General features: G+C 69.5%; 18 protein-coding genes and 2 tRNA genes. 10 read left to right on the top strand and 10 right to left on the bottom strand.

The window, feature by feature from the left end; genetic code table 11:
* Nucleotides 1-75: 75 nt before the first annotated feature.
* Genes ACM26Y_RS15145 through dnaG form a run of 3 tightly spaced genes read left to right on the top strand, consistent with a single transcriptional unit; the run spans nucleotide 76 to nucleotide 3,988 of the window.
* Nucleotides 76-765, top strand: a complete 690-nt coding sequence (locus tag ACM26Y_RS15145) for a YdcF family protein (RefSeq protein WP_416061288.1) — start codon at nucleotides 76-78, stop codon at nucleotides 763-765.
* Nucleotides 766-776: 11 nt separating this feature from the next.
* Nucleotides 777-2,048, top strand: coding sequence for a deoxyguanosinetriphosphate triphosphohydrolase (locus ACM26Y_RS15140; protein WP_003937059.1), 1,272 nt, complete (start codon nucleotides 777-779; stop codon nucleotides 2,046-2,048).
* 17 nt (nucleotides 2,049-2,065) lie between these two features.
* Complete coding sequence (gene dnaG, locus ACM26Y_RS15135; protein ID WP_416061287.1) at nucleotides 2,066-3,988, top strand: DNA primase; 1,923 nt, start codon at nucleotides 2,066-2,068, stop codon at nucleotides 3,986-3,988.
* Between the two features lie 16 nt (nucleotides 3,989-4,004).
* Here dnaG and ACM26Y_RS15130 read toward each other — a convergent pair whose 3' ends face one another.
* On the bottom strand, nucleotides 4,005-4,238 hold the full coding sequence (locus tag ACM26Y_RS15130) for a hypothetical protein (protein ID WP_371382508.1): 234 nt from the start codon (nucleotides 4,236-4,238) through the stop codon (nucleotides 4,005-4,007).
* 158 nt (nucleotides 4,239-4,396) lie between these two features.
* Between ACM26Y_RS15130 and ACM26Y_RS15125 the strand changes: the two genes are divergently transcribed.
* Both ACM26Y_RS15125 and ACM26Y_RS15120 read left to right on the top strand, forming a co-directional pair.
* Nucleotides 4,397-4,469 (top strand) — tRNA-Asn (locus ACM26Y_RS15125).
* Nucleotides 4,470-4,682: 213 nt separating this feature from the next.
* A tRNA-Ile gene (locus ACM26Y_RS15120) sits at nucleotides 4,683-4,756 on the top strand.
* An 18-nt stretch (nucleotides 4,757-4,774) separates the two neighbouring features.
* On the opposite strand, the gene ACM26Y_RS15115 is transcribed toward ACM26Y_RS15120, so the two are convergent.
* A complete protein-coding gene (locus tag ACM26Y_RS15115) occupies nucleotides 4,775-5,515 on the bottom strand; it encodes a PIG-L deacetylase family protein (protein ID WP_003937062.1) in 741 nt (246 codons plus the stop codon).
* A gap of 189 nt (nucleotides 5,516-5,704) precedes the next feature.
* On the opposite strand from ACM26Y_RS15115, the gene ACM26Y_RS15110 reads away from it, so the two are divergent.
* Nucleotides 5,705-6,169 carry an ArsI/CadI family heavy metal resistance metalloenzyme gene (locus ACM26Y_RS15110; RefSeq protein ID WP_416061286.1) on the top strand — a complete coding sequence of 155 codons (465 nt, stop codon included), beginning with the start codon at nucleotides 5,705-5,707 and terminating at the stop codon, nucleotides 6,167-6,169.
* Between the two features lie 53 nt (nucleotides 6,170-6,222).
* Here the strand turns inward: ACM26Y_RS15110 and ACM26Y_RS15105 are convergent, their stop codons facing one another.
* On the bottom strand, nucleotides 6,223-6,834 hold the full coding sequence (locus tag ACM26Y_RS15105; protein WP_003937064.1) for a sigma-70 family RNA polymerase sigma factor: 612 nt from the start codon (nucleotides 6,832-6,834) through the stop codon (nucleotides 6,223-6,225).
* A 191-nt stretch (nucleotides 6,835-7,025) separates the two neighbouring features.
* Here ACM26Y_RS15105 and ACM26Y_RS15100 point away from each other — a divergent pair, with 191 nt between their 5' ends.
* Complete coding sequence (locus tag ACM26Y_RS15100) at nucleotides 7,026-7,859, top strand: class I SAM-dependent methyltransferase (RefSeq protein WP_416061285.1); 834 nt, start codon at nucleotides 7,026-7,028, stop codon at nucleotides 7,857-7,859.
* 260 nt (nucleotides 7,860-8,119) lie between these two features.
* Here the strand turns inward: ACM26Y_RS15100 and ACM26Y_RS15095 are convergent, their stop codons facing one another.
* Nucleotides 8,120-9,724: an MBL fold metallo-hydrolase gene (locus tag ACM26Y_RS15095; protein ID WP_416061284.1), complete on the bottom strand. Its 1,605-nt coding sequence runs from the start codon at nucleotides 9,722-9,724 to the stop codon at nucleotides 8,120-8,122.
* 247 nt (nucleotides 9,725-9,971) lie between these two features.
* Complete coding sequence (locus ACM26Y_RS15090; protein ID WP_054375128.1) at nucleotides 9,972-10,175, bottom strand: hypothetical protein; 204 nt, start codon at nucleotides 10,173-10,175, stop codon at nucleotides 9,972-9,974.
* A gap of 316 nt (nucleotides 10,176-10,491) precedes the next feature.
* On the opposite strand from ACM26Y_RS15090, the gene ACM26Y_RS15085 reads away from it, so the two are divergent.
* From ACM26Y_RS15085 to ACM26Y_RS15075, 3 genes are all read left to right on the top strand, one after another.
* Entirely contained in the window at nucleotides 10,492-11,619 is a 1,128-nt protein-coding gene (locus tag ACM26Y_RS15085) for an NDMA-dependent alcohol dehydrogenase (RefSeq protein ID WP_416063683.1), read from the top strand.
* Between the two features lie 37 nt (nucleotides 11,620-11,656).
* The gene (locus ACM26Y_RS15080) at nucleotides 11,657-12,487 is read left to right on the top strand and encodes a serine hydrolase domain-containing protein (protein WP_416061283.1); all 831 of its coding nucleotides are present in this window, start codon (nucleotides 11,657-11,659) and stop codon (nucleotides 12,485-12,487) included.
* A gap of 103 nt (nucleotides 12,488-12,590) precedes the next feature.
* Nucleotides 12,591-13,100, top strand: a complete 510-nt coding sequence (locus tag ACM26Y_RS15075) for a DUF3145 domain-containing protein (RefSeq protein WP_371382489.1) — start codon at nucleotides 12,591-12,593, stop codon at nucleotides 13,098-13,100.
* Between the two features lie 70 nt (nucleotides 13,101-13,170).
* On the opposite strand, the gene ACM26Y_RS15070 is transcribed toward ACM26Y_RS15075, so the two are convergent.
* The 5 genes from ACM26Y_RS15070 to ACM26Y_RS15050 all read right to left on the bottom strand — a co-directional run bounded on the left by ACM26Y_RS15070 (nucleotide 13,171) and on the right by ACM26Y_RS15050 (nucleotide 18,715).
* A complete protein-coding gene (locus ACM26Y_RS15070) occupies nucleotides 13,171-14,604 on the bottom strand; it encodes an acyl-CoA carboxylase subunit beta (RefSeq protein WP_289382094.1) in 1,434 nt (477 codons plus the stop codon).
* Between the two features lie 99 nt (nucleotides 14,605-14,703).
* Nucleotides 14,704-15,951 (bottom strand): KasA/KasB family beta-ketoacyl-ACP synthase, encoded by a 1,248-nt coding sequence (locus ACM26Y_RS15065; RefSeq protein ID WP_003937072.1) that lies wholly within the window; start codon nucleotides 15,949-15,951, stop codon nucleotides 14,704-14,706.
* An 8-nt stretch (nucleotides 15,952-15,959) separates the two neighbouring features.
* Nucleotides 15,960-16,238: a meromycolate extension acyl carrier protein AcpM gene (gene acpM, locus ACM26Y_RS15060; protein ID WP_003937073.1), complete on the bottom strand. Its 279-nt coding sequence runs from the start codon at nucleotides 16,236-16,238 to the stop codon at nucleotides 15,960-15,962.
* Nucleotides 16,239-16,355: 117 nt separating this feature from the next.
* On the bottom strand, nucleotides 16,356-17,273 hold the full coding sequence (locus tag ACM26Y_RS15055; protein WP_040782669.1) for an ACP S-malonyltransferase: 918 nt from the start codon (nucleotides 17,271-17,273) through the stop codon (nucleotides 16,356-16,358).
* Nucleotides 17,274-17,401: 128 nt separating this feature from the next.
* Nucleotides 17,402-18,715 carry a PucR family transcriptional regulator gene (locus ACM26Y_RS15050; protein ID WP_238586446.1) on the bottom strand — a complete coding sequence of 438 codons (1,314 nt, stop codon included), beginning with the start codon at nucleotides 18,713-18,715 and terminating at the stop codon, nucleotides 17,402-17,404.

Genomic DNA, 18,715 nt, shown 5'->3' with positions numbered 1-18,715 from the left:
CTATCGGCTCGCATGCGTCGTCGCCCGTGGCGCGTCGCCGGGTGGGCGCGCACGCAACACTGGCAGAATCGGGGAGTGAGTACCGCAGCCCGTACACGCCCAGCCCCGCCCCTCCCCGACACCCGGCGCGGGTTCGGGGCGAGCGTCGCACGCTGGACGCGCCGGCTGGTGCTCGGCGTGGTGCTCGCGGCGATCGCGGTCCTCGCCGGGACCGCGGTGCGGGTGTGGCAGGTAGCGCGCATCGACGACCGGAGCCCGGCCGACGCCATCGTCGTGCTCGGCGCCGCCCAGTACTCCGGCACCCCCTCGTCGGTGTTCCAGGCCCGCCTCGACCAGGCCTTCGCGCTGTACGAGAACCGGGTAGCCGAACGGATCGTCACCGTCGGCGGGAAGCAGGAGGGTGACCTGTTCACCGAGGCGGCCTCCGGCAAGAACTATCTGGTCGCCAAGGGTGTGCCGGAGTCGGCGATCACCGCGGTCGAAGAGGGTTCGGACACGCTGCTCAGTGTCGAGGCGGTCAGCCGCGAGATGAGCGCGCAGGGACTGCACTCGGCGGTGCTGGTGAGCGATCCGTGGCATTCGCTGCGGACTCGCACCATGGCCCGCGATGCCGGTCTCGACGCGTGGACCGCGCCGACCCGCACCGGCCCCGCCGTGTACACCCGGGAGTCGCAGCTGCACGGGATCGCCCGTGAGACGGGCGCGCTGATCTGGTACCAGCTCACCCACGACTCCGCGGACTTCCCCTACACGGCCGCACAGTGAAGGAGGACGTGATGCCGGGCTACGACGAACACGACCTCGAACGGCGCGTCGCCGAGGTCCCGAAGGTGTCGGCGCTCGCCGGTGCCGGGCCGGCGACCGCGAGCCGTACGCCGTTCGCGCGGGACCGCGCGCGGGTCCAGCACAGCGCCGCCCTGCGGCGGCTCGCCGACAAGACCCAGGTCGTCGGTCCCCGCGACGGTGACACTCCGCGCACCCGCCTCACCCACTCGATCGAGGTCGCCCAGATCGGGCGCAGCATCGCCGACGGACTCGGTTGCGATCCCGACCTGGTGGACCTCGCCGGCCTCGCGCACGACATCGGGCACCCGCCCTACGGTCACAACGGCGAACGCGCCCTCGACGAGGTGGCTGCCGGGTGCGGCGGGTTCGAGGGCAACGCGCAGAACCTGCGGATCCTCACATGCCTCGAGCCGAAGATCGTCCACCCGGACGGTACGAGCGCGGGTCTCAATCTCACCCGCGCGGCCCTCGACGCGACACTGAAGTACCCGTGGACCCGCCCGGCGCCCGGCGCGAAGTTCGGCGCCTACGACGACGACGCCGACGTCCTCGACTGGGTGCGCGACGGCGCGCCCGACCGGCACAAGTGTCTGGAAGCCCAGATCATGGACTGGTCCGACGATGTCGCCTACTCCGTCCACGACGTCGAGGACGGCGTGATCGACGGACGGATCGACCTGCGCGTGCTCACCGACCCGGCGTCGGTGAACACCCTCGTCGACCTCGGCATGCGTGAATTCTCCGGTCTCGACCCGAACGAGCTGGTGGAGGCCTCGAAGCGACTGTCGCAGATGCCGGTGGTCCAGGCCGTCGACACCTACGACGGCAGCCTCGCGTGTTCGGTGGCGCTCAAGCGGCTCACGAGCGAACTCGTCGGCCGCTTCGCGACGGCCGCGATCATCGGCACTCGCGCCGTCACCGGCGATCGCCCGGTCACCCGCTACGACGCCGACCTCGTCGTCCCACCTGTCGTCGCGTCCGAGGTGGCCCTGCTCAAGACCATGGCCCTGCAGTTCGTGATGTCCGATGCCGCCCACCGGCAGCGTCAGGAACGGCAGCGGGAACGGATCCACCGCGTCGCCGAATGGCTCGAGCGCACGGCCCCCGTCGGCCTCGACCCGTTCTTCGTCCCCCTGTGGGACGCCGCGCCCGACGACGCCGCCCGCATGCGGGTGATCGTCGACCAGATCGCCTCGTGCACCGAGTCCCGGCTCGAGCGGATCGACCGCGACAGCCTCGCCGCGCAGGCGAGTTGGGGGTAGCGCCTAGACTCGTCGTCGTGGCCGGGCGAATTTCAGACAGGGACATCGCGGCCGTCCGTGACCGCGTCCGGATCGAGGACATCGTCGGCGAGTACGTCGCCCTCAGGCGCGGCGGCGCCGATTCGATGAAGGGGCTGTGCCCCTTCCACGACGAGAAGTCCCCGTCCTTCCACGTCCGTCCCAACCACGGCCACTTCCACTGCTTCGGCTGCGGCGAGGGTGGCGACGTGTACTCGTTCCTGCAGAAGATCGAGCACATCAGTTTCGTCGAAGCCGTCGAGCAGCTCGCCGACCGAGTCGGCTACACCCTCAACTACGAGGGCGGCGGGCCGTCGGTGCAGCGCGGCCGCGGCACCCGCGCGCGGCTCGTCGCCGCCAACGCGGCCGCGCAGGAGTTCTACGCCGAGCAGCTGCGGACGCCCGACGCCCAGGTGGCGCGGGACTACCTGACCGAACGCAGCTTCGACGAAGCCGCCGCCGAGACGTTCGGGTGCGGATACGCTCCCGCCGGCTGGGATGCTCTCACCAGGCACCTGCTCTCCCGCGGCTTCGAATTCGCCGAGCTCGAGGCCGCCGGGCTGTCCAAACAGGGACGCCGCGGGCCCATCGACCGATTCCACCGGCGGCTGCTGTGGCCGATCCGCAACCTCGCCGGTGACGTCATCGGGTTCGGTGCCCGTCGCCTGTTCGACGACGACACGCTCGCGGCCAAGTACGTCAACACCCCGGAAACGTTGCTCTACAAGAAGTCCCAGGTGCTGTTCGGACTGGACCTGGCCAAGCGGGAGATCGCCAAGGCGCACCAGGCGGTGATCGTCGAGGGTTACACCGACGTCATGGCAATGCACCTGTCGGGCGTGAAAACCGCAGTCGCCGCGTGCGGCACCGCATTCGGCGACGAGCATCTGGCGATGCTGCGGCGACTGCTCATGGACGACAGCTACTTCCGTGGTGAGATCATCTACACCTTCGACGGCGACGCCGCCGGCCGGGCTGCGGCGATGAAGGCGTTCGAGGGCGACCAGAAGACCACGGCCAAGACCTTCGTCGCGATCGCACCCGAGGGCATGGATCCGTGCGAGCTCCGGCAGAAGTCCGGTGACGGGGCGGTGCGCGACCTCGTCGCCCGGCGCACCCCGATGTTCGAGTTCGTCGTCAAGTCGATTCTCGCCGAGCACGACCTCGACACCGCCGAGGGCCGGGTGGAGTCGCTGCGCCGGACGGTTCCCGTGGTGGCCCGGATCAAGGAACGTACGCTGCGCGACAGTTACGCTGTGCAGTTGTCGCACTGGGTGGGCTGGGACGACATTCCGGCCGTCCGCCGGCGGGTGCAGGAGGAGTCCCGGCGCGTCGCGCGCGGCGGCGACGAGAAGGCACGTACCGCCGCGCCGCACCAGCGGGCGGAGGCGGGTCCCGCGGAGACGGTCCTGCGCCGGCCGCGTCCCGACGATCCCGCGCTGTGGCCGCAGCGCGACGCCCTCAAGGCGGCGCTGCAGTACCCCGGGATCGCCGGAACCGTGTTCGATTCGCTGCCCGCGGAGACGTTCACCGATCCGGCCTACGCGGCCGTCCGCGAAGCCGTGGCCGCGGCCGGCGGGACCGGTGCGGGTCTCGGCGGCGCGGAATGGGTCGACGCCGTCGGGCGCGCTGCCACCGACCCCGTGGTGCACTCACTGGTCATGGAACTCGCGGTGGACCCGTTGCCCGCGGAGGACGACCGGATGCCCCGCTACATCGGCGGGGTCCTCGCGCGACTGCAGGAGGTCTGGGTGGGGGAGCAGGTCGCCGAACTCAAATCCAAACTGCAGCGCATCTCCCCGGCCACCGAATCCGACGAGTTCCACTCACTGCTCGGGGACCTCGTCGCACTCGAGCAGTATCGGCGCAGCCTGCTCGACCAGGCCATCGGCGACACCAGCGGCGACGGCCTGGCCGGCTGACCTCACGCCACCCGCGTCACCGCCGCAACTGGTCGCGGGGGACGAGGATCGTGGTCTGCTCGTCGAGCGGCTTCATCGGTTCGAGCTTCGGCTCCGGGCTCAGGGAGTCGGCCAGCTTCTGCCTGCTCACCTCGATCGCCTTCTTCGTCACCGGACTACCCGCGACCGCCTTCGCCGTCCTGCTGAGCTGTTCGTATCGGGCGCGGCCCGCCCGTGTCCCCAGGACGTAGCCCGCGGCAACCCCCACCATAAGTCCGATCAACGTCGTCTCCGTTCAGCCGTGTCAGCGTCCCACCCATCCTGCCCGATCCACGTCCCAGGGCTCACAGGCAGGCGATTTGGTGCCGCGTCGGGTGGGGCGCTACAGTTCTTCACGCACCGCGGGAAACGGCGGGGCACGCAGGACAATCCCCTGTAGCTCAATTGGCAGAGCATTCGACTGTTAATCGAACGGTTGCTGGTTCGAGTCCAGCCGGGGGAGCTTCCGGAAAACCCCTTCCACCCGATCTCGGGTGGGAGGGGTTTTCTCGTCCCGGCCGGCACGAACCGTGGCCGGTGTGACGGAAGTTACACACTCCACCGTGCTGCTGCGGCGCGGCCTGCTCCCGGCGACACGGGGCGACCCACGACGGGGACCGGTCGTCGCAGCCGGTAGCATTCGGCACACGTCGCGCACCTTCGGATGCGCGCGGACGGGGCGGTAGCTCAGTCGGTTAGAGCCGTGGACTCATAATCCATTGGTCGCGGGTTCGAGCCCCGCCCGCCCCACCTTTCCCGCTCCGGCCGTCACACCCCCTGGAGCCGGATCTGCTGGAAGGCGACGGCGTGCCGCACGCCGATTCGGGTTCCGGCGGCCGCGGTGAACTCGCGCAGGAACGCCGCAGGATCGAAGTCCCGGCCCAGCCCGTCCAGGTAGGACCGGTGGGCGCGCAGTGATTCGATTCCGGTGTCGAGGCTCTCGGTGACGTCGACGGCGTGCGACGGCTCGTTCGCACCCATCAGGTACACGTGGCCGACCCCGTTCCACGGAGGCAGGTTCTCGTCGAGCAGTTCGGGGAAGATCCAGCGATTGCCGGCGTCGCGGGCGGCGTCGAGTACCGCCAGGCCCACGGCGCGATGGTCCGCCTGATTGACGATGCGCCCGCCGTCCAGTCCGTAGGTGGGCTCGTACGTGGCGGTGATCAGCACGTCTGGCCGGAACCTCCGGATCTCGCGGGCGACGGCGCGGCGCAGGTCGAGTCCGTATTCGACGACGCCGTCGCGGTATCCGAGGAACGTCACGTCCTCGACGCCGACGACGGCGGCGGCGTCGAGCTGCTCGCGGCGTCGCAGGGGTGCCGCCTCGGCGGGGGTGCGGCCGTCGATGCCGGCCTCGCCGTCGGTGGCGACGACGTAGGCCACCGCCTTGCCCGAACGGGTCCAGCGGGCGACGGCGCCGGCCGCGCCGTACTCGAGGTCGTCCGGATGAGCGACGATGGCCATCGCGCGGTTCCAGTTCTCGGGCAGCGTGGTGGATGTGGTGTTCACGACGGATCCTTTCGAGTCGGTGACCGAGTTTCCTTTCGGACGTCGCACCGCGGCGAAGGACGCATTCTCCGAGCGAACGACGCCGGCTGCGTCCGTCCGGCGCGACGGTCGTCAGTAGGGAGGACACACGGTGACGAGGATCCACGGTGGATTTCCGGGCCGGTGTCCCGATTTCGAGGAGTGACCACCATGTCTGCCACCCGAGTCCAGCTCGCTCTCAACGTCGAGGACATCACCGCGGCGACCGAGTTCTACACCGCGTTGTTCGGGGTGTCCCCGCACAAACAGCGCCCCGGCTATGCCAACTTCGTGATCGAGGATCCGCCGCTGAAGCTGGTGCTGATCGAGAATCCCGGTGCGCGCGAACGCCTGAACCACCTGGGAATCGAGGCGGACGGCCCCGACGAGGTGTCCGGGGCGCTGGCCCGGTTCCGGGACGCCGGACTGACCGCCACGATCGCCGAGCAGGATCTGTGCTGCCATGCCGTGCAGGACAAGGTGTTCGTCGACGCGCCCGACGTCCCCAACGGATGGTGGGAGTACTACGCCGTGACCGACGACAATCCCGCCAACCCGGACGGGCTGACGGGCTCGGCGTGTGCGGTCGCATGCGCGAGTGAGGACAGCCCCACCGCGGGGGCCTGCTGCGGCTGATCGGAACTCGCCCGGTGTGCCGTCCCGCGACGGCACACCGGGCGCACGCGCCCTCAGGCGCCGGCGCACCGGCAGTCGGTCGAGGCGGTGTAGTCCATCGGCATCCCGTGCGCATCGAGGGTCAGGGCGCAGCATCGCCCGAGCAACTCGGCCAGCTTCCGCCGGCCTCGCTGGACACGGGACTTCATTCCGGACAGCGACACCCCTTCGACCGCGGCGGCGCGAGCCTGCGTCAGTCCTTCCAGGTCGGTCAGCTCGACGGCCCGGCGTTGCTCGGGGGAGAGCCCCTCGAGCAGCGGACGCAGGCAGGCGGCCAGCTCCCGCTGGGCGGTCGTCGTGTCGTCCCACTCCTGTCCGGCCTGGTCGGGTGCGTCGTCGACGAGCGGCGCGAGCCGGTCGCGATCCCGGGCGGCCCGGCGGTAGTCGTCGATGATCGCGGTGCGGGCGATCCGGTACACCCATCGGATCAGGTGCTCGCGGTCCTCGACCCGGCCGAGGTTCTTGTGGACGCGCAGCAGGATCTCGCCGAGCACGTCGTCGGCGCGGTCCGGATCGGCGATCCGCCGCTGCACGAAGACGCGGAGCTGCGCACCGAACTCGCGCCAGACGGCTTCGGTGGTCAGGGCGTCCGCGTCCGTCGCGGACCTGAGGGATGCCGTTGTCATGGTGTGGTCCTCCGGGAAGGGGGCGCGGTACGGGCGGTGTCCCTTCACAGACGACGGTACCGGTGAAAGGACGCAATTCCACGTCGGTGCCTGCACACTCCGCCTGGATTGCGTCCTTGCGGTGGCGGCGCCGTCTGTGTCGGTGCCAGTACGGGACACACGATCCCGCAGCATCGGACGAAGGAGTGATCATGACCGGCATCGTGGAACGTGACGCAGACCGGGCGCTGAAGGCCAGGCACCGGGCGTTGTGGGCGGCCGGGGACTATCCGGCGGTCGCGGCCGACCTGATTCCGACGTTCGGGCCGACGCTCGTCGCCGCGGCCGGGGTGACAGCGGGCCGGCGAGTGCTCGACGTGGGCGCCGGATCCGGCAACGCTGCCATCCCGGCTGCCGAACGGGGCGCGATCGTCACCGCCGCGGACCTGACGCCGGAGTTGTTCGTCGCGGGCCGCAGAGCCGCGGCGGAGCGGGGTGTGGACGTCGAGTGGGTGGAGGCGGACGCCGAGGCCCTGCCGTTCCCCGACGGCAGCTTCGACGTCGTGCTCTCCAGCGTGGGCGCGATGTTCGCACCACATCACCAGGCCGTCGCCGACGAACTGCTGCGGGTGTGCCGGCCGGGTGGGACGCTCGGGATGATCAACTGGACGCCGGAGGGCTTCATCGGTCAGCTGTTCCGGCTCATGGCCCCGTATGTGCCGCCACCCCCGGCGGGCGCTACGCCGCCCCCGATGTGGGGCGACGAGCAGCACGTCCGGGAGTTGTTCGGTGATCGGATCATCGATGTGCGCATGGATCGCCGAAGCGTGGTGATGGACCACAGCGCGGAGCCGATCGAGTTCCGTGAGTACTGGAAGCGCAACTACGGTCCGACGATCGCGGTGTACCGGTTCAACGACCCGGAGCGGATCGCAGACCTGGACCGGGAATTTCTGCAGTTCCTCACCGCGTGGAACCGGGCCGAGCAGCCCGGCCGGACCGCGTACGACGCCGAGTACCTGTTGCTCACCGCCCGCAAGAGATAGCCGACCGGGTCGGTGCGGGCTTTCACCGCAGCGCCGCGGCGTTCTCGTGCGGCCGCAGCAGCGGTGCCGAAGGAGAAGGCGAGGCCCCGCCGGCTTCGCGCGTCGTCGCCGGCGGGGCAGGGCCACTGTGCAGGGGGATCGTGGCCGGATCCGAGCGTAGGTGGCGTGTGAGCGGATGTGAAGGAAAACGGCCCGGTCGGGCAGGGTAGAAGGTCCCGAATCGAGCAATTCGGGCGCCTCGGCGAGGGTGTGGATCCGGCTCAGTCCCGCTTCCGTACGCCGTGTGCGGGGCGGACATCTGCGTAGCTGTCGAGGATCTCGCGGATCTCGGCGACGGCCCTCCGGCGCGATTCCGCATCCGTGATGCGTCCGAGTTGCTGTTTCAGGCTCACTGCCAGTTCGGCGTAGTCGTTCTGCCAGTCGCGGCCGATCAACCGAGCGACGTCCGCGCGAGCAGGTTGAATCCGCGACGCGGGGGTACCGGGCGCCACCAGGTAGCTCTCCCCGATCTCCGGGGTGACGATAGACAGCGAAGAGTCGAGCTCGTGCACCAGTTCGGCCAGTTCCGCAACGGCCTCCGGCTCGCCGTGGGTGAGGAACAGGCTGCCTGCCACGGGACCGCGTGCCGTGATCCAGTCCAGGAGCTCGGTCTGATCCGCGTGCGCGGAGTAGCTGTCGATCCGGCGGATCTGCGCCCGCACGTCGATGTCCTGACCGGAGATGCGGACGCGCTTCGCACCCTCGAGGATCACGCGGCCGAGCGAACCCTGCGCCTGGAAACCGACGAACAGGATCGTCGAATCCCGGCGGTGCAGGTTGTGCTTCAGGTGGTGACGGATGCGCCCCGCCTCGCACATTCCCGAGGCGGCGATGATGATCGCTCCCGAGACGTCGTTGATCCGCTTGGAGGTGGATGCGTCGTCGACGTAGTGGATCGCGGGATGGCGGAAGATGTTCTTCCCCTCGAGATCCTCGAGTTCGCCCGCGTGCGCGGCGAACACCGAGGTCGCCCGGTTGGCGAGCGGTGAGTCGACGAACACCGGTACCGCGGGGATGCGGTTCTCGTCGACGAGGTGGGCGATGTCGAGCAGCAGTTCCTGGGTCCGTTCCAGCGCGAAGGCGGGGACGACGAGGTTGCCGCCGTGCCCGACCGCACGGGCGATCTCCTCTTCGAGCAGGTCACGCCGTTGCTCGATCGTCATCCGCACGCGGGTCCGGTTTCCGTAGGTGGATTCGCAGACGAGATGGTCCGGTCCCGAGGGGCCGGTCGGATCGGGATGGAATGCCTTCTGGGCGGGACCGAGGTCACCGGAGAAGAGCAGGCGCACACCCCCCGCTTCGATCTCCGCCGATGCGGCCCCCAGTATGTGCCCGGCGTTCCAGAACCTCGCGCGAAAGCCCGCGGCGGGCTCGAACCACTCTTCGAGCGCCACCGGGCGGGCCTGCCCCCAGGCGGCGAGGGCGTCTGCCTCCGTGTAGAGCGGGACGAACCTCCTCCCGCGCGTGCGGTCGCGTCGCCGATTCCGCCGCTCGGCCTCGAACTCCTGGATACGCCCGGCGTCGGCGAGCATGAATTCGAGCAGGTCGGCGGTCGGGCCGGTGCAGAAGATCGGCCCGTCGAAACCCTGGGCCACCAGCTTGGGCAGCAGACCGCAATGATCGATGTGGGCATGGGTGAGAACGACGGCGTCGATTTCGTCCGGCGTGAACGCGAAGTCGCCGTAGTTCAGCTCTTCGAGACTGCGTGAGCCCTGGAACAGGCCACAGTCCACCAGGATCCGCGTCGAGTCCAGTGCGATCTCCGTGCACGAGCCGGTGACCGTCTGTGCGGCACCGTGGAAGACGAGAGTCGGATAGTGCGCCACACGTAGCTCCTACGGCATGGAATCGCGGGTACCACAGTCAAGCTATCCGAACATCCGGGTCGGCCGGACCAGCTTGGGCAGGTCGAGTAGCCGAGGACGCCCTCGGGCCCGCGCCGACCGTGGATATCACCCCGGATCTCACCCCCGCCCGCTGTCACACCCGTCGGCGCCTGCCCGATGGACATCGTGGTGGCGTCGAGCACCCCGACGCTCGGCGCCACCTCGGACCGGCGCCCCGTCCGTCGCGTCAGTCCCGCAGCTCCGCACACACGGTGCGCGGCCGCTCGGCACGTGCCGCACGGTGGGGGCGTCGTCTGAGCCCCTTCGGCTGCATCGGACCGGACCGCGGGGACCGATGCTCGGCCCGGAGGGCGATCGCTGCCCCGACGATCGTGGCAACCACCGCAGCGACGGCGACCCACGCGACGAGCAGCGAGGCGATCACGTTCATGCCGTCTACACCGCTGCTGCCCGGGGGAGGGTTACGCGGTTTTCGATCTTCACCCTGGGATTCACCCTGGTCGACGTCCTGTTCGCGGGATCGGTCCGGTTCCACCGCGCCGGCGGCGCGCCCGGCCGCATCGCAGCCCGATCCTCCGGCCCGGGCCGGCGGGGCGAGCCGGCGGGCGACATCGGGACGCAAGTCCCTACCCGGCGCCGGTCGTCCGTCCCACCGTGCCGGGTCGGCAATAGAACCTGTTCCAATTTCGTCGTCTTGTGGCTATGGTCACATGCGTACACACGCACTGTGACGGAGGGCGATGCAGATGAAGACCAAGGGCGCGATCCTGTGGGGTCTCGACGAGCCGTGGTCGGTGGAGGAAATCGAGATCGGTGACCCGGTCGCGGGTGAGGTGCAGATCCGCATGGAGGCGGCGGGCATGTGCCACTCGGACCACCACATCGTGACGGGAGCGACGCCCATGCCGTCCTTCCCGGTGATGGGCGGGCACGAAGGGGCCGGCGTCATCACGAAGGTCGGAGACGGCGTCGTGGGCCTCGAGGTCGGCGATCACGTCGTCCTTTCCTTCATTCCGGCGTGCGGGCGCTGCCCGTCGTGCGCCACCGGCCACTCGAACCTGTGCGATCTCGGCGCCGGGCTGCTCAGCGGGATGGCGATCTCCGACGGCACCTACCGGATCCACGCGCGCGGACAGCACGTGATTCCGATGTGCCTGCTCGGCACCTTCTCGCCCTACATGACGGTCAACCAGACTCAGGTCGTCAAGATCGACAAGGACGTCCCGTTCGAGCTGGCCGCCCTCGTGGGCTGCGGCGTGCCCACCGGCTGGGGATCGGCCACCCACGTCGCCGACGTCAAGCCCGGTGAGGCCGTCGCCGTGATCGGCGTGGGGGGCGTGGGAATGAGTGCGCTGCAGGGCGCCGTCGCGTCCGGAGCGCGGCAGATCTTCGCGATCGACCCCGTGCCGTGGAAGCGTGAGCAGGCCCTGAAGTTCGGCGCGACCCACGCCTACCCGTCGATGGCCGAGGCGCTCATGCCGATCATGGAGACCACGTGGGGACGCATGGCGGACAAGACGATCATCACCGTGGGCGAGATGCGCGGTGAGTACGTCGAGGAGGCTCTGCAGCTGACGGCGAAGAACGGCCGCTGCGTGGTCACCGCGATGGGGCACATGACGGACATGGACGTGAAGCTGAACGCGTTCCTGTTCGCGATGCTGCAGAAGGATCTGCAGGGCAACATCTTCGGCGGCTGCAATGCGCGGGTCGATATTCCGAACCTGCTCGCGATGTACAAGGCCGGACACCTCAACCTCGCGGACATGGTCACCCGGACGTACACCCTCGAGCAGGTCAACGACGGCTACCGTGACATGCTCGACGGGAAGAACATCCGCGGCGTCATCCGGTACACCGACGCCGATCGGTGATTCCGCGGCCACCGGTGCCGTCTTCTAGGCTGGGTACGTGAACAGCCTCGACGCGATCTCCGACTGGCCTGTCGACCACGCCGCCGCCGCGGTTCTCACCCGCGCCGGCGGTGTCGTCGCAGAGCACGGCGACCAGTTGCGGCTCTACCGTCTCGCATCGGTCACCAAGCCCCTCGTCGCCTACGCGGTCCTCGTTGCCGTGGAAGAGGGCGCGCTCGAGCTCGATCAGCCCGCCGGCCCGTCGGGGTCGACCGTCCGCCATCTGCTGGCGCACGCATCGGGACTGGCTTTCGACGAACGCACGGCGCAGACGGAGCCCGGCCGCAAACGGATCTACTCGAGCGCGGGCTTCGAGATCCTCGCGGAGCTCGTCGAGGGTGAGACGGGCATCCCGTTTCCCGAATACCTCACCCAGGCCGTCTTCGAGCCGCTCGGCATGCGGGAGTCGTCGCTGCCGGGACCTGCCGGGCACGGAGGGCAGTCGTCGCTCGCCGACCTGACCCACTTCGCCGCGGAACTGCTCGCGCCCCGTCTGGTGTCGGCGCAGACCCTCGAGGAGGCCACCCGGGTGCAGTTCCCCGGTCTCGACGGGATCGTGCCCGGATACGGGATGCACAAGCCCAACGACTGGGGGCTCGGTGTCGAGATCCGCGGCCGGAAGGACCCGCACTGGACCGGTTCGGCCAATTCGCCCGAAACGTACGGGCACTTCGGTCAGTCCGGTACATTCCTGTGGGTCGATCCCCGCGCGGAGATCGCGTGTGTCGTGCTGACGGACAGGGCTTTCGGCGACTGGGCGAAACCACGGTGGCCCGCTCTCTCGGACGACGTTCTCACCCAATTCCCAAATTCCTCATCCGTTCTCTAGCGAAACAGGAGTAACACAGGCAGACTGTCCCCTGTCGCCACGCGCGACCGCTTCGATCTCAGGCCGTTGGGGAAGACGTCCCTCGTCGAAGTGGAGGTGTGTAGTGCGTGCGTCGAACCAGTTCGCGGATGCGACGACCGGGGTGGTCTACATCCACTCGTCGCCTGCTGCGGTCTGCCCGCATATCGAATGGGCACTGGCCGCCACCCTCGATTGCCGTCCGGACCTCTCCTGGATCGGTCAACCGGTCGACGTCGGACAACTACGCACCACTGTGAACTGGGCGGGTCCCGTGGGGACCGCCGCACGCCTCGTCGACGCCCTCCGGGTGTGGCCGATGATCCGCTTCGAGATCACCGAGGACCCCAGCGACGGCGTCGACGGCGAGCGCTACAGTCACGTGCCCGGACTGGGACTGTGGCGGGGCAACACGAGCGCGAACGGGGACGTCGTGGTCGGCGAGATGCGGCTGCGGTCACTGCTCGCCGGCGGCAGCAACCTCGTCGAGGAGCTGAACCGGGTGCTGGGTACGGCCTGGGACGAGGCCCTCGAGCCCTACCGCAGCGGCGGCGAGGGTGCCGAGGTGACCTGGCTGCGCCGGAACGTGGGATAGGCCGCTACGCGGCCGGTGCGTCCTTCGGGCTGCTGGGACAACCCAAAGGACGCACCGGCGGCGCAGCCGTCTACAGCGGGATGTTCTTGTGCCGGCCGCGACGCGCCGGAGCCGCCGCCAGCGCCTGCGCGAGCGTGCTGCGGGTCGTCGCCGGATCGATGAGTTCGTCGACGACACCGATCGACATCGCCCGGCCGACGCCGCCGGCGATCGCCTCGTGCTCGGCAGCGAGACGGTCGTGCAGGGCTTCGCGTTCCTCCTCCGGTGCCGCGGCCAGAGCCCGCTTGTGCAGGATCCCCACCGCGGCCTTGGCACCCATCACGGCGACCTCGGCATCAGGCCAGGCGAACACGGCGGTCGCACCCAGTGCCCGGGAGTTCATCGCGATGTAGGCGCCGCCGTAGATCTTCCGGGTCACCAGCGTCACGCGGGGCACCTCGGACTCGGCGAAGGCATGCAGCAGCTTCGCGCCGCGACGGACGACACCCTCCCATTCCTGGCTGACGCCGGGCAGGTAGCCGGGCACGTCGACGACGACGACGAGAGGGACACCGAACGCATTGCACAGGCGCACGAAGCGCGCGGACTTCTCGGCGCTGACGGAATCCAGGCAGCCACCGAGGCGCAATGGGTTGTTCGCGATGACGCCGACGGTGCGGCCGCCGAGACGGCCGAAACCGGTGACGACGCTGCGGGCCCATCCGCCCTGCAGCTCCTCGAAGCTGGACTCGCCCTCGACGTTGTCGAGCAGCTCGTGCAGGATCGGGCGGACATCGTAGGCGCGGCGCGGGGATTCGGGCAGCAGCGCCCGCAGGTCGGTGTCGCCGCGACGGGCGGCGTCGAGGTCGAACTCGCCCTGTTCGGCGAGCATCGACACGAGGCGCCGGGCTCGGTGCAGGGCGTCGTCCTCGTCGTGGGCGGCGATGTGCGCGACGCCCGACTTCTTGGTGTGGGTGTCCGGACCGCCGAGGGATTCCATGTCGACCTGCTCACCGGTGACGCTGCGCACCACGTCGGGGCCGGTGACGAAGATGCGGGCTTCGGGCGCCATGATGACGATGTCGGTGAGCGCCGGTCCGTAGGCGGCGCCGCCCGCCGCGAACCCGAGGACGACGGAGATCTGGGGGATCCGGCCGGAGGCGCGGACCATCGCCTCGAAGATCAAGCCGACCGCGTGCAGGGAGTCGACGCCCTCGGCGAGCCGGGCACCGCCCGAATGCCACAACCCGACGATCGGGATGTCCTGCTCGAGGGCGGTGTCGATGGCGTCGACGATGTGCTTGCAGCCGTCCACGCCCATGGCGCCACCCATCACGGTGGCGTCGGAGCAGTACGCGACGGTCCGGACACCGTCGATGGAACCGATCGCGGCGAGCATGCCGGACTTGTCCCGGGGGTGCAGCAGGCTCAGGGTGCCCGCGTCGAACAGCCGCTCGAGCCGCCGGAGCGGATCGCGGGGGTCGACGGCGGCGTCGCGCGTCTGAGCAGGTTCCAGGACGGTCATCGCGTTCTCCTCGGACAAGGCAAGAGCGGGGGATGGGCGCCGGGGGTGGGGATCTCGTGACGAGATCCCCACCCCGACGGCGAGCGAAGTCCGGTCGGGTCAGGCCCGGCCGAACGCGAGCGCAACGTTGTGCCCACCGAAACCGAACGAGTTGTTCAGCGCGAAATCGATCTGGCCGTACCGGGCTTCGCCCTTCACGACGTCGAGATCGATCTCTGGATCCTGGCTGTCCACGTTGAGCGTGGGCGGGATGACCCCGTCCCGCAGGCTCAGGACCGTCAGGACCGCTTCCAGCGCACCGACCGCACCGATGGAATGCCCGAGGGCACCCTTCGGTGCGTAGACCGCGGCATGGTTGCCGACCGCGGCATTGATCGCCTTCGCCTCGGCGATGTCACCGATGGGCGTGGCCGTGGCATGCGCGTTGACGAATCCGATGTCGGCCGGCGCGAGGCCGGCGCCGCGGAGGGCCTTCGTCATGGCGCGTGCCGCACCGGTCCCCTCGGGATCGGGCGCCACGATGTGGAATCCGTCCGAGGTGATGCCGGCGCCGAGCAGGCGGGCGTGGATGGTGGCGCCGCGAGCCTTGGCGTGTTCCTCGGTCTCGAGCACCATCAGCGCGCCGGCCTCGCCGAAGACGAAACCGTCGCGGTCCTTGTCGAACGGACGCGACGCCCCACGCGGATCGTCGTTGCGGGTGCTCAGTGCCCGCATCATGGCGAAGCTGGCGGTGGCAACCGCGTCGAGCTGGCCCTCGACGCCACCGGCGACGACGATGTCGGCGTCGCCCATCGCGATCATCCGGTAGGCGTGGGCGATGGCCTCGTTGCCGGACGAGCAGGCGGACACCGGCGTCATCACGCCGGCCTTCGCGCCGAGCTCGAGACCCACGGTCGCCGACGGGCCGTTCGGCATGACCATCTGCACGGCGAACGGAGACACCTTGCGGTAGCCGTCGCTGCGCAGCTTGTCGACTGCGTCGATGAGCGCTTCACCGCCACCGAGACCGGTGCCGACGACGACGCCGAGGCGTTCGCGGTCGACCTCCGGGCTGCCGGCATTCGCCCACACGGTGCGGCCGAGGTTGAGCGCGAGCCGCTCGACGAAGCTCATCCGGCGGATCTCGACGCGCGAGAGGGTTTCGTCGGGGCTCGTCTTGAGCTTGCCGCCGATGCGAACCGGCAGGTCGAACTCGTCGACGAATCCGGTCAGCGTGTCGATCCCGCTCTCACCGGCGAGCAGGCCCTTCCACGTGGCATCCACGTCACCTGCGATCGATGTCGTGGCCGCGAGACTGGTGACGACGACGTTGGGAAATGTCCCTGTGCGGGGAGAGGCGGAAGTCACGGCTGGGCTCACTCGTTGTCGTTCGTGGCCTGGACGCCCTCGGCCTCGAGCTTCTGGATGTAGGCGACGGCGTCACCGACGGTGCGCAGGCTCGCGAGGTCCTCGTCGGGGATCTTCACGCCGTACTTGTCCTCGGTCTGCACGGCGATCTCCACCATGGACAGGGAGTCGATGTCGAGATCGTCGACGAACGACTTCTCGACGGTCACCTCGGAGGGCTCGATGCCGGTGACCTCTTCGATGATCTCCGCGAGACCGGCGATGATTTCTTCCTGGGTGGCGGCCACGTCGTGGCTCCCTTCTTCGTTTCGTCTTGCTGTGATCGGACCGGGTGGAGGGTTCCGCCCGGATTCCGGGTGCCCGTCGAGGGCAGGTCCCGTACTGCGCGACGCGCGCGCAGCAAACTAACCGACTCTGATCGATTCGGCCAGCGCTGAGATGTCCTCAGGGGTCTGGAGTGCCGTGGTCGGCGTGCCGCGCATCTCACGCTTGGCAATGCCGACCAGGGTGCCGGCCGGGGGAAGCTCCACGACCGCCGAGACCTCGGCCCCGCGCAGGGTCGCGGTGCACAGGTCCCAGCGCACCGGTCGGGTGACCTGTGCGGCAAGCTTGGTCAGTGCGTCCGCTCCGGAGGCGACGGGCGCCCCGTCGGAGTTGGACAGCAGTGTGCGGGTCGGATCGCTGGGGACGATCTTCGCCGCGGCCTCGGCGACGGCTTCCTGGGCCGGGGCCATGAACGCGGTGTGGAAGGCCCCGGCGACCGGAAGGGGCCGGATCCGGGCCTTCTCCGGAGCATTCGCCGCGAGCTCCTCGAGCGCCGTGAGGCGGCCGGCGGCGACGATCTGGCCGGCGGCGTTCACGTTCGCCGGCGTCAGGTCCAGCTCGGCCAGCCGCGCGAGCACCTCGTCCTCCCGGCCGCCGAGCACGGCCGACATGCCGGTCGGCTCGAGCGCGCACGCCCGGGCCATCTCGGCGCCGCGGACGGCAGCGAGCATGACCGCCTCGTCCGCGCTGATGACGCCGGCGATGGCTGCGGCGGCGAGCTCACCGACCGAGTGCCCGGCGACGATCGTGTCGTCCGGGACGAGGCCGCGGGACTCGAGCTCCTCGTAGGCGAGCAGTGCCGTCGCGACGACCAGCGGCTGGGTCACCGCGGTATCGGTGATCTCCTCGGCCGTCGCCGTGGTGCCGAGGCGTTCGAGGTCGAGGCCTGAGACCTTCGACCACAACTGGACGCGATCGCGGGCGCCGGTCTGCTCCAACCAGGAGGCGAGCATGCCGGGTTTCTGGGACCCCTGACCGGGGGCGAGCAGCGAAATCACGATGATCAGGGAACACCCTGGGGACACCCCTGCGAGATGTCGGTAGGGATGAACTCTCGGGTGCAGTTTTGTAGGGTTCCAACAAAACTGCACGTCGGCGTTCACCATCGACGAAGTGCCGCCTCCTGTTACGCGCCCGGTTCGCGCAATGTGAAACGGGAGACAGGTGGGACTGGAGTCCGCAATTCGTTATGACTTCGAGCCAACCTTCCCACGGTGGCCGCTATCCGCAACACGTACGCATCACGGGGATTCGTCGGATCCCGGCCGGTGACTTCTGTGATGCGCTTGAGTCGGTACCGCACGGTATTTGGATGAACAAACAGCTGTCGGGCGCAGGTCTCGACAGCACCCCCACAGTCGAGGTATGCGTCGAGGGTGTCGGCCAGCGCCACACCCGCCTCGGTGAGCGGAGCCACCACTTCGTCCTCGAGGGCGGCGATCGCTCCCGCGTCGCCGAGCAGGGCACGCTCCGGCAGCAGCTCCGCCGCATGCACCGGCCGCGGCGCACCCCGCCATCCGGCCACCGCTTCCATCCCGGCCATCGCCTCGACCGCGGACGCATGCGCCGACGCGAGGGTGGGCGTGGTGGGACCGATCACCACCGGATCGTCGGAGAAGCTGCGCATCAGCTCGGACCGGAACGTCATCGCCTCGATGCTCCCGTGCAGCTCGCCGCTGACCACCATCACGAGCCGCTCACCCTGCACCACCGCCAGCGCCGCCCGGCCGTGCTGCTGCGCGATCGAGTGCACGGTCGTCACGACCGACACCCCCTCGTTCGGCGGGGGTGTACCGATGATCACGGTGGCCGGCGCCGTCGCATCCCAGTTCAGCGTCGCGGCGCGCGAAAGCATGTCCGAACCGGTGTCGCCACGGACCACCGCGTCGACGACCAGGGCCTCGAGCCGGGTGTCCCAGGCACCGCGGGACTCCGCTGCGCTCGCGTACACCGAGGCCGCGGCGAATCCGAGCTCCCGGCCGTAGCGCAGCGTCGCCTCGGTGAGCGCGACGAGTTGCTGCTCGTTGCGTGCCAGGGCCGGCAGCCACTGCTCGAAGAACTCCATGGCTGCGCGGACCATGTCCACGGTCTGGCGCAACGTCAGCCGCCGCGCCAGATCCTGCGGGATCACCTGGAACGCGTCCAGGCTGAACCGCAGATCGCTGTCGGGATTGCGCACCCATTCCAGGAAGTCGACGACCGCCGTCTGGATGATCAGCTGCACGTTGGACCGCTGCGACGCGTCGAGATCGGCGAAGAACGGCAACTGCTCCTGCATGGAGTGCACGGCCTCGGTGGACAGCCGTCCGGAGAACTGCTTGACCCGACGCAGGAGCGCATCGGGCAGGGGATCTCGCTCCGGCCGCGCCGGCGGCACCGGACGCCCCGTAGGGACGCCCGGTGCGCGCTTCGGACGCGGCTCTGCGGGTTCTGCGACCAT

Origin of the sequence: Rhodococcus indonesiensis, from assembly GCF_047782815.1 — a bacterium.
In the GTDB taxonomy this organism is placed as follows: Bacteria; Actinomycetota; Actinomycetes; order Mycobacteriales; family Mycobacteriaceae; genus Rhodococcus; species Rhodococcus indonesiensis.
Note: the sequence above shows the minus strand (reverse complement) of the source record. Positions and strands in the feature narration are given on the sequence as shown.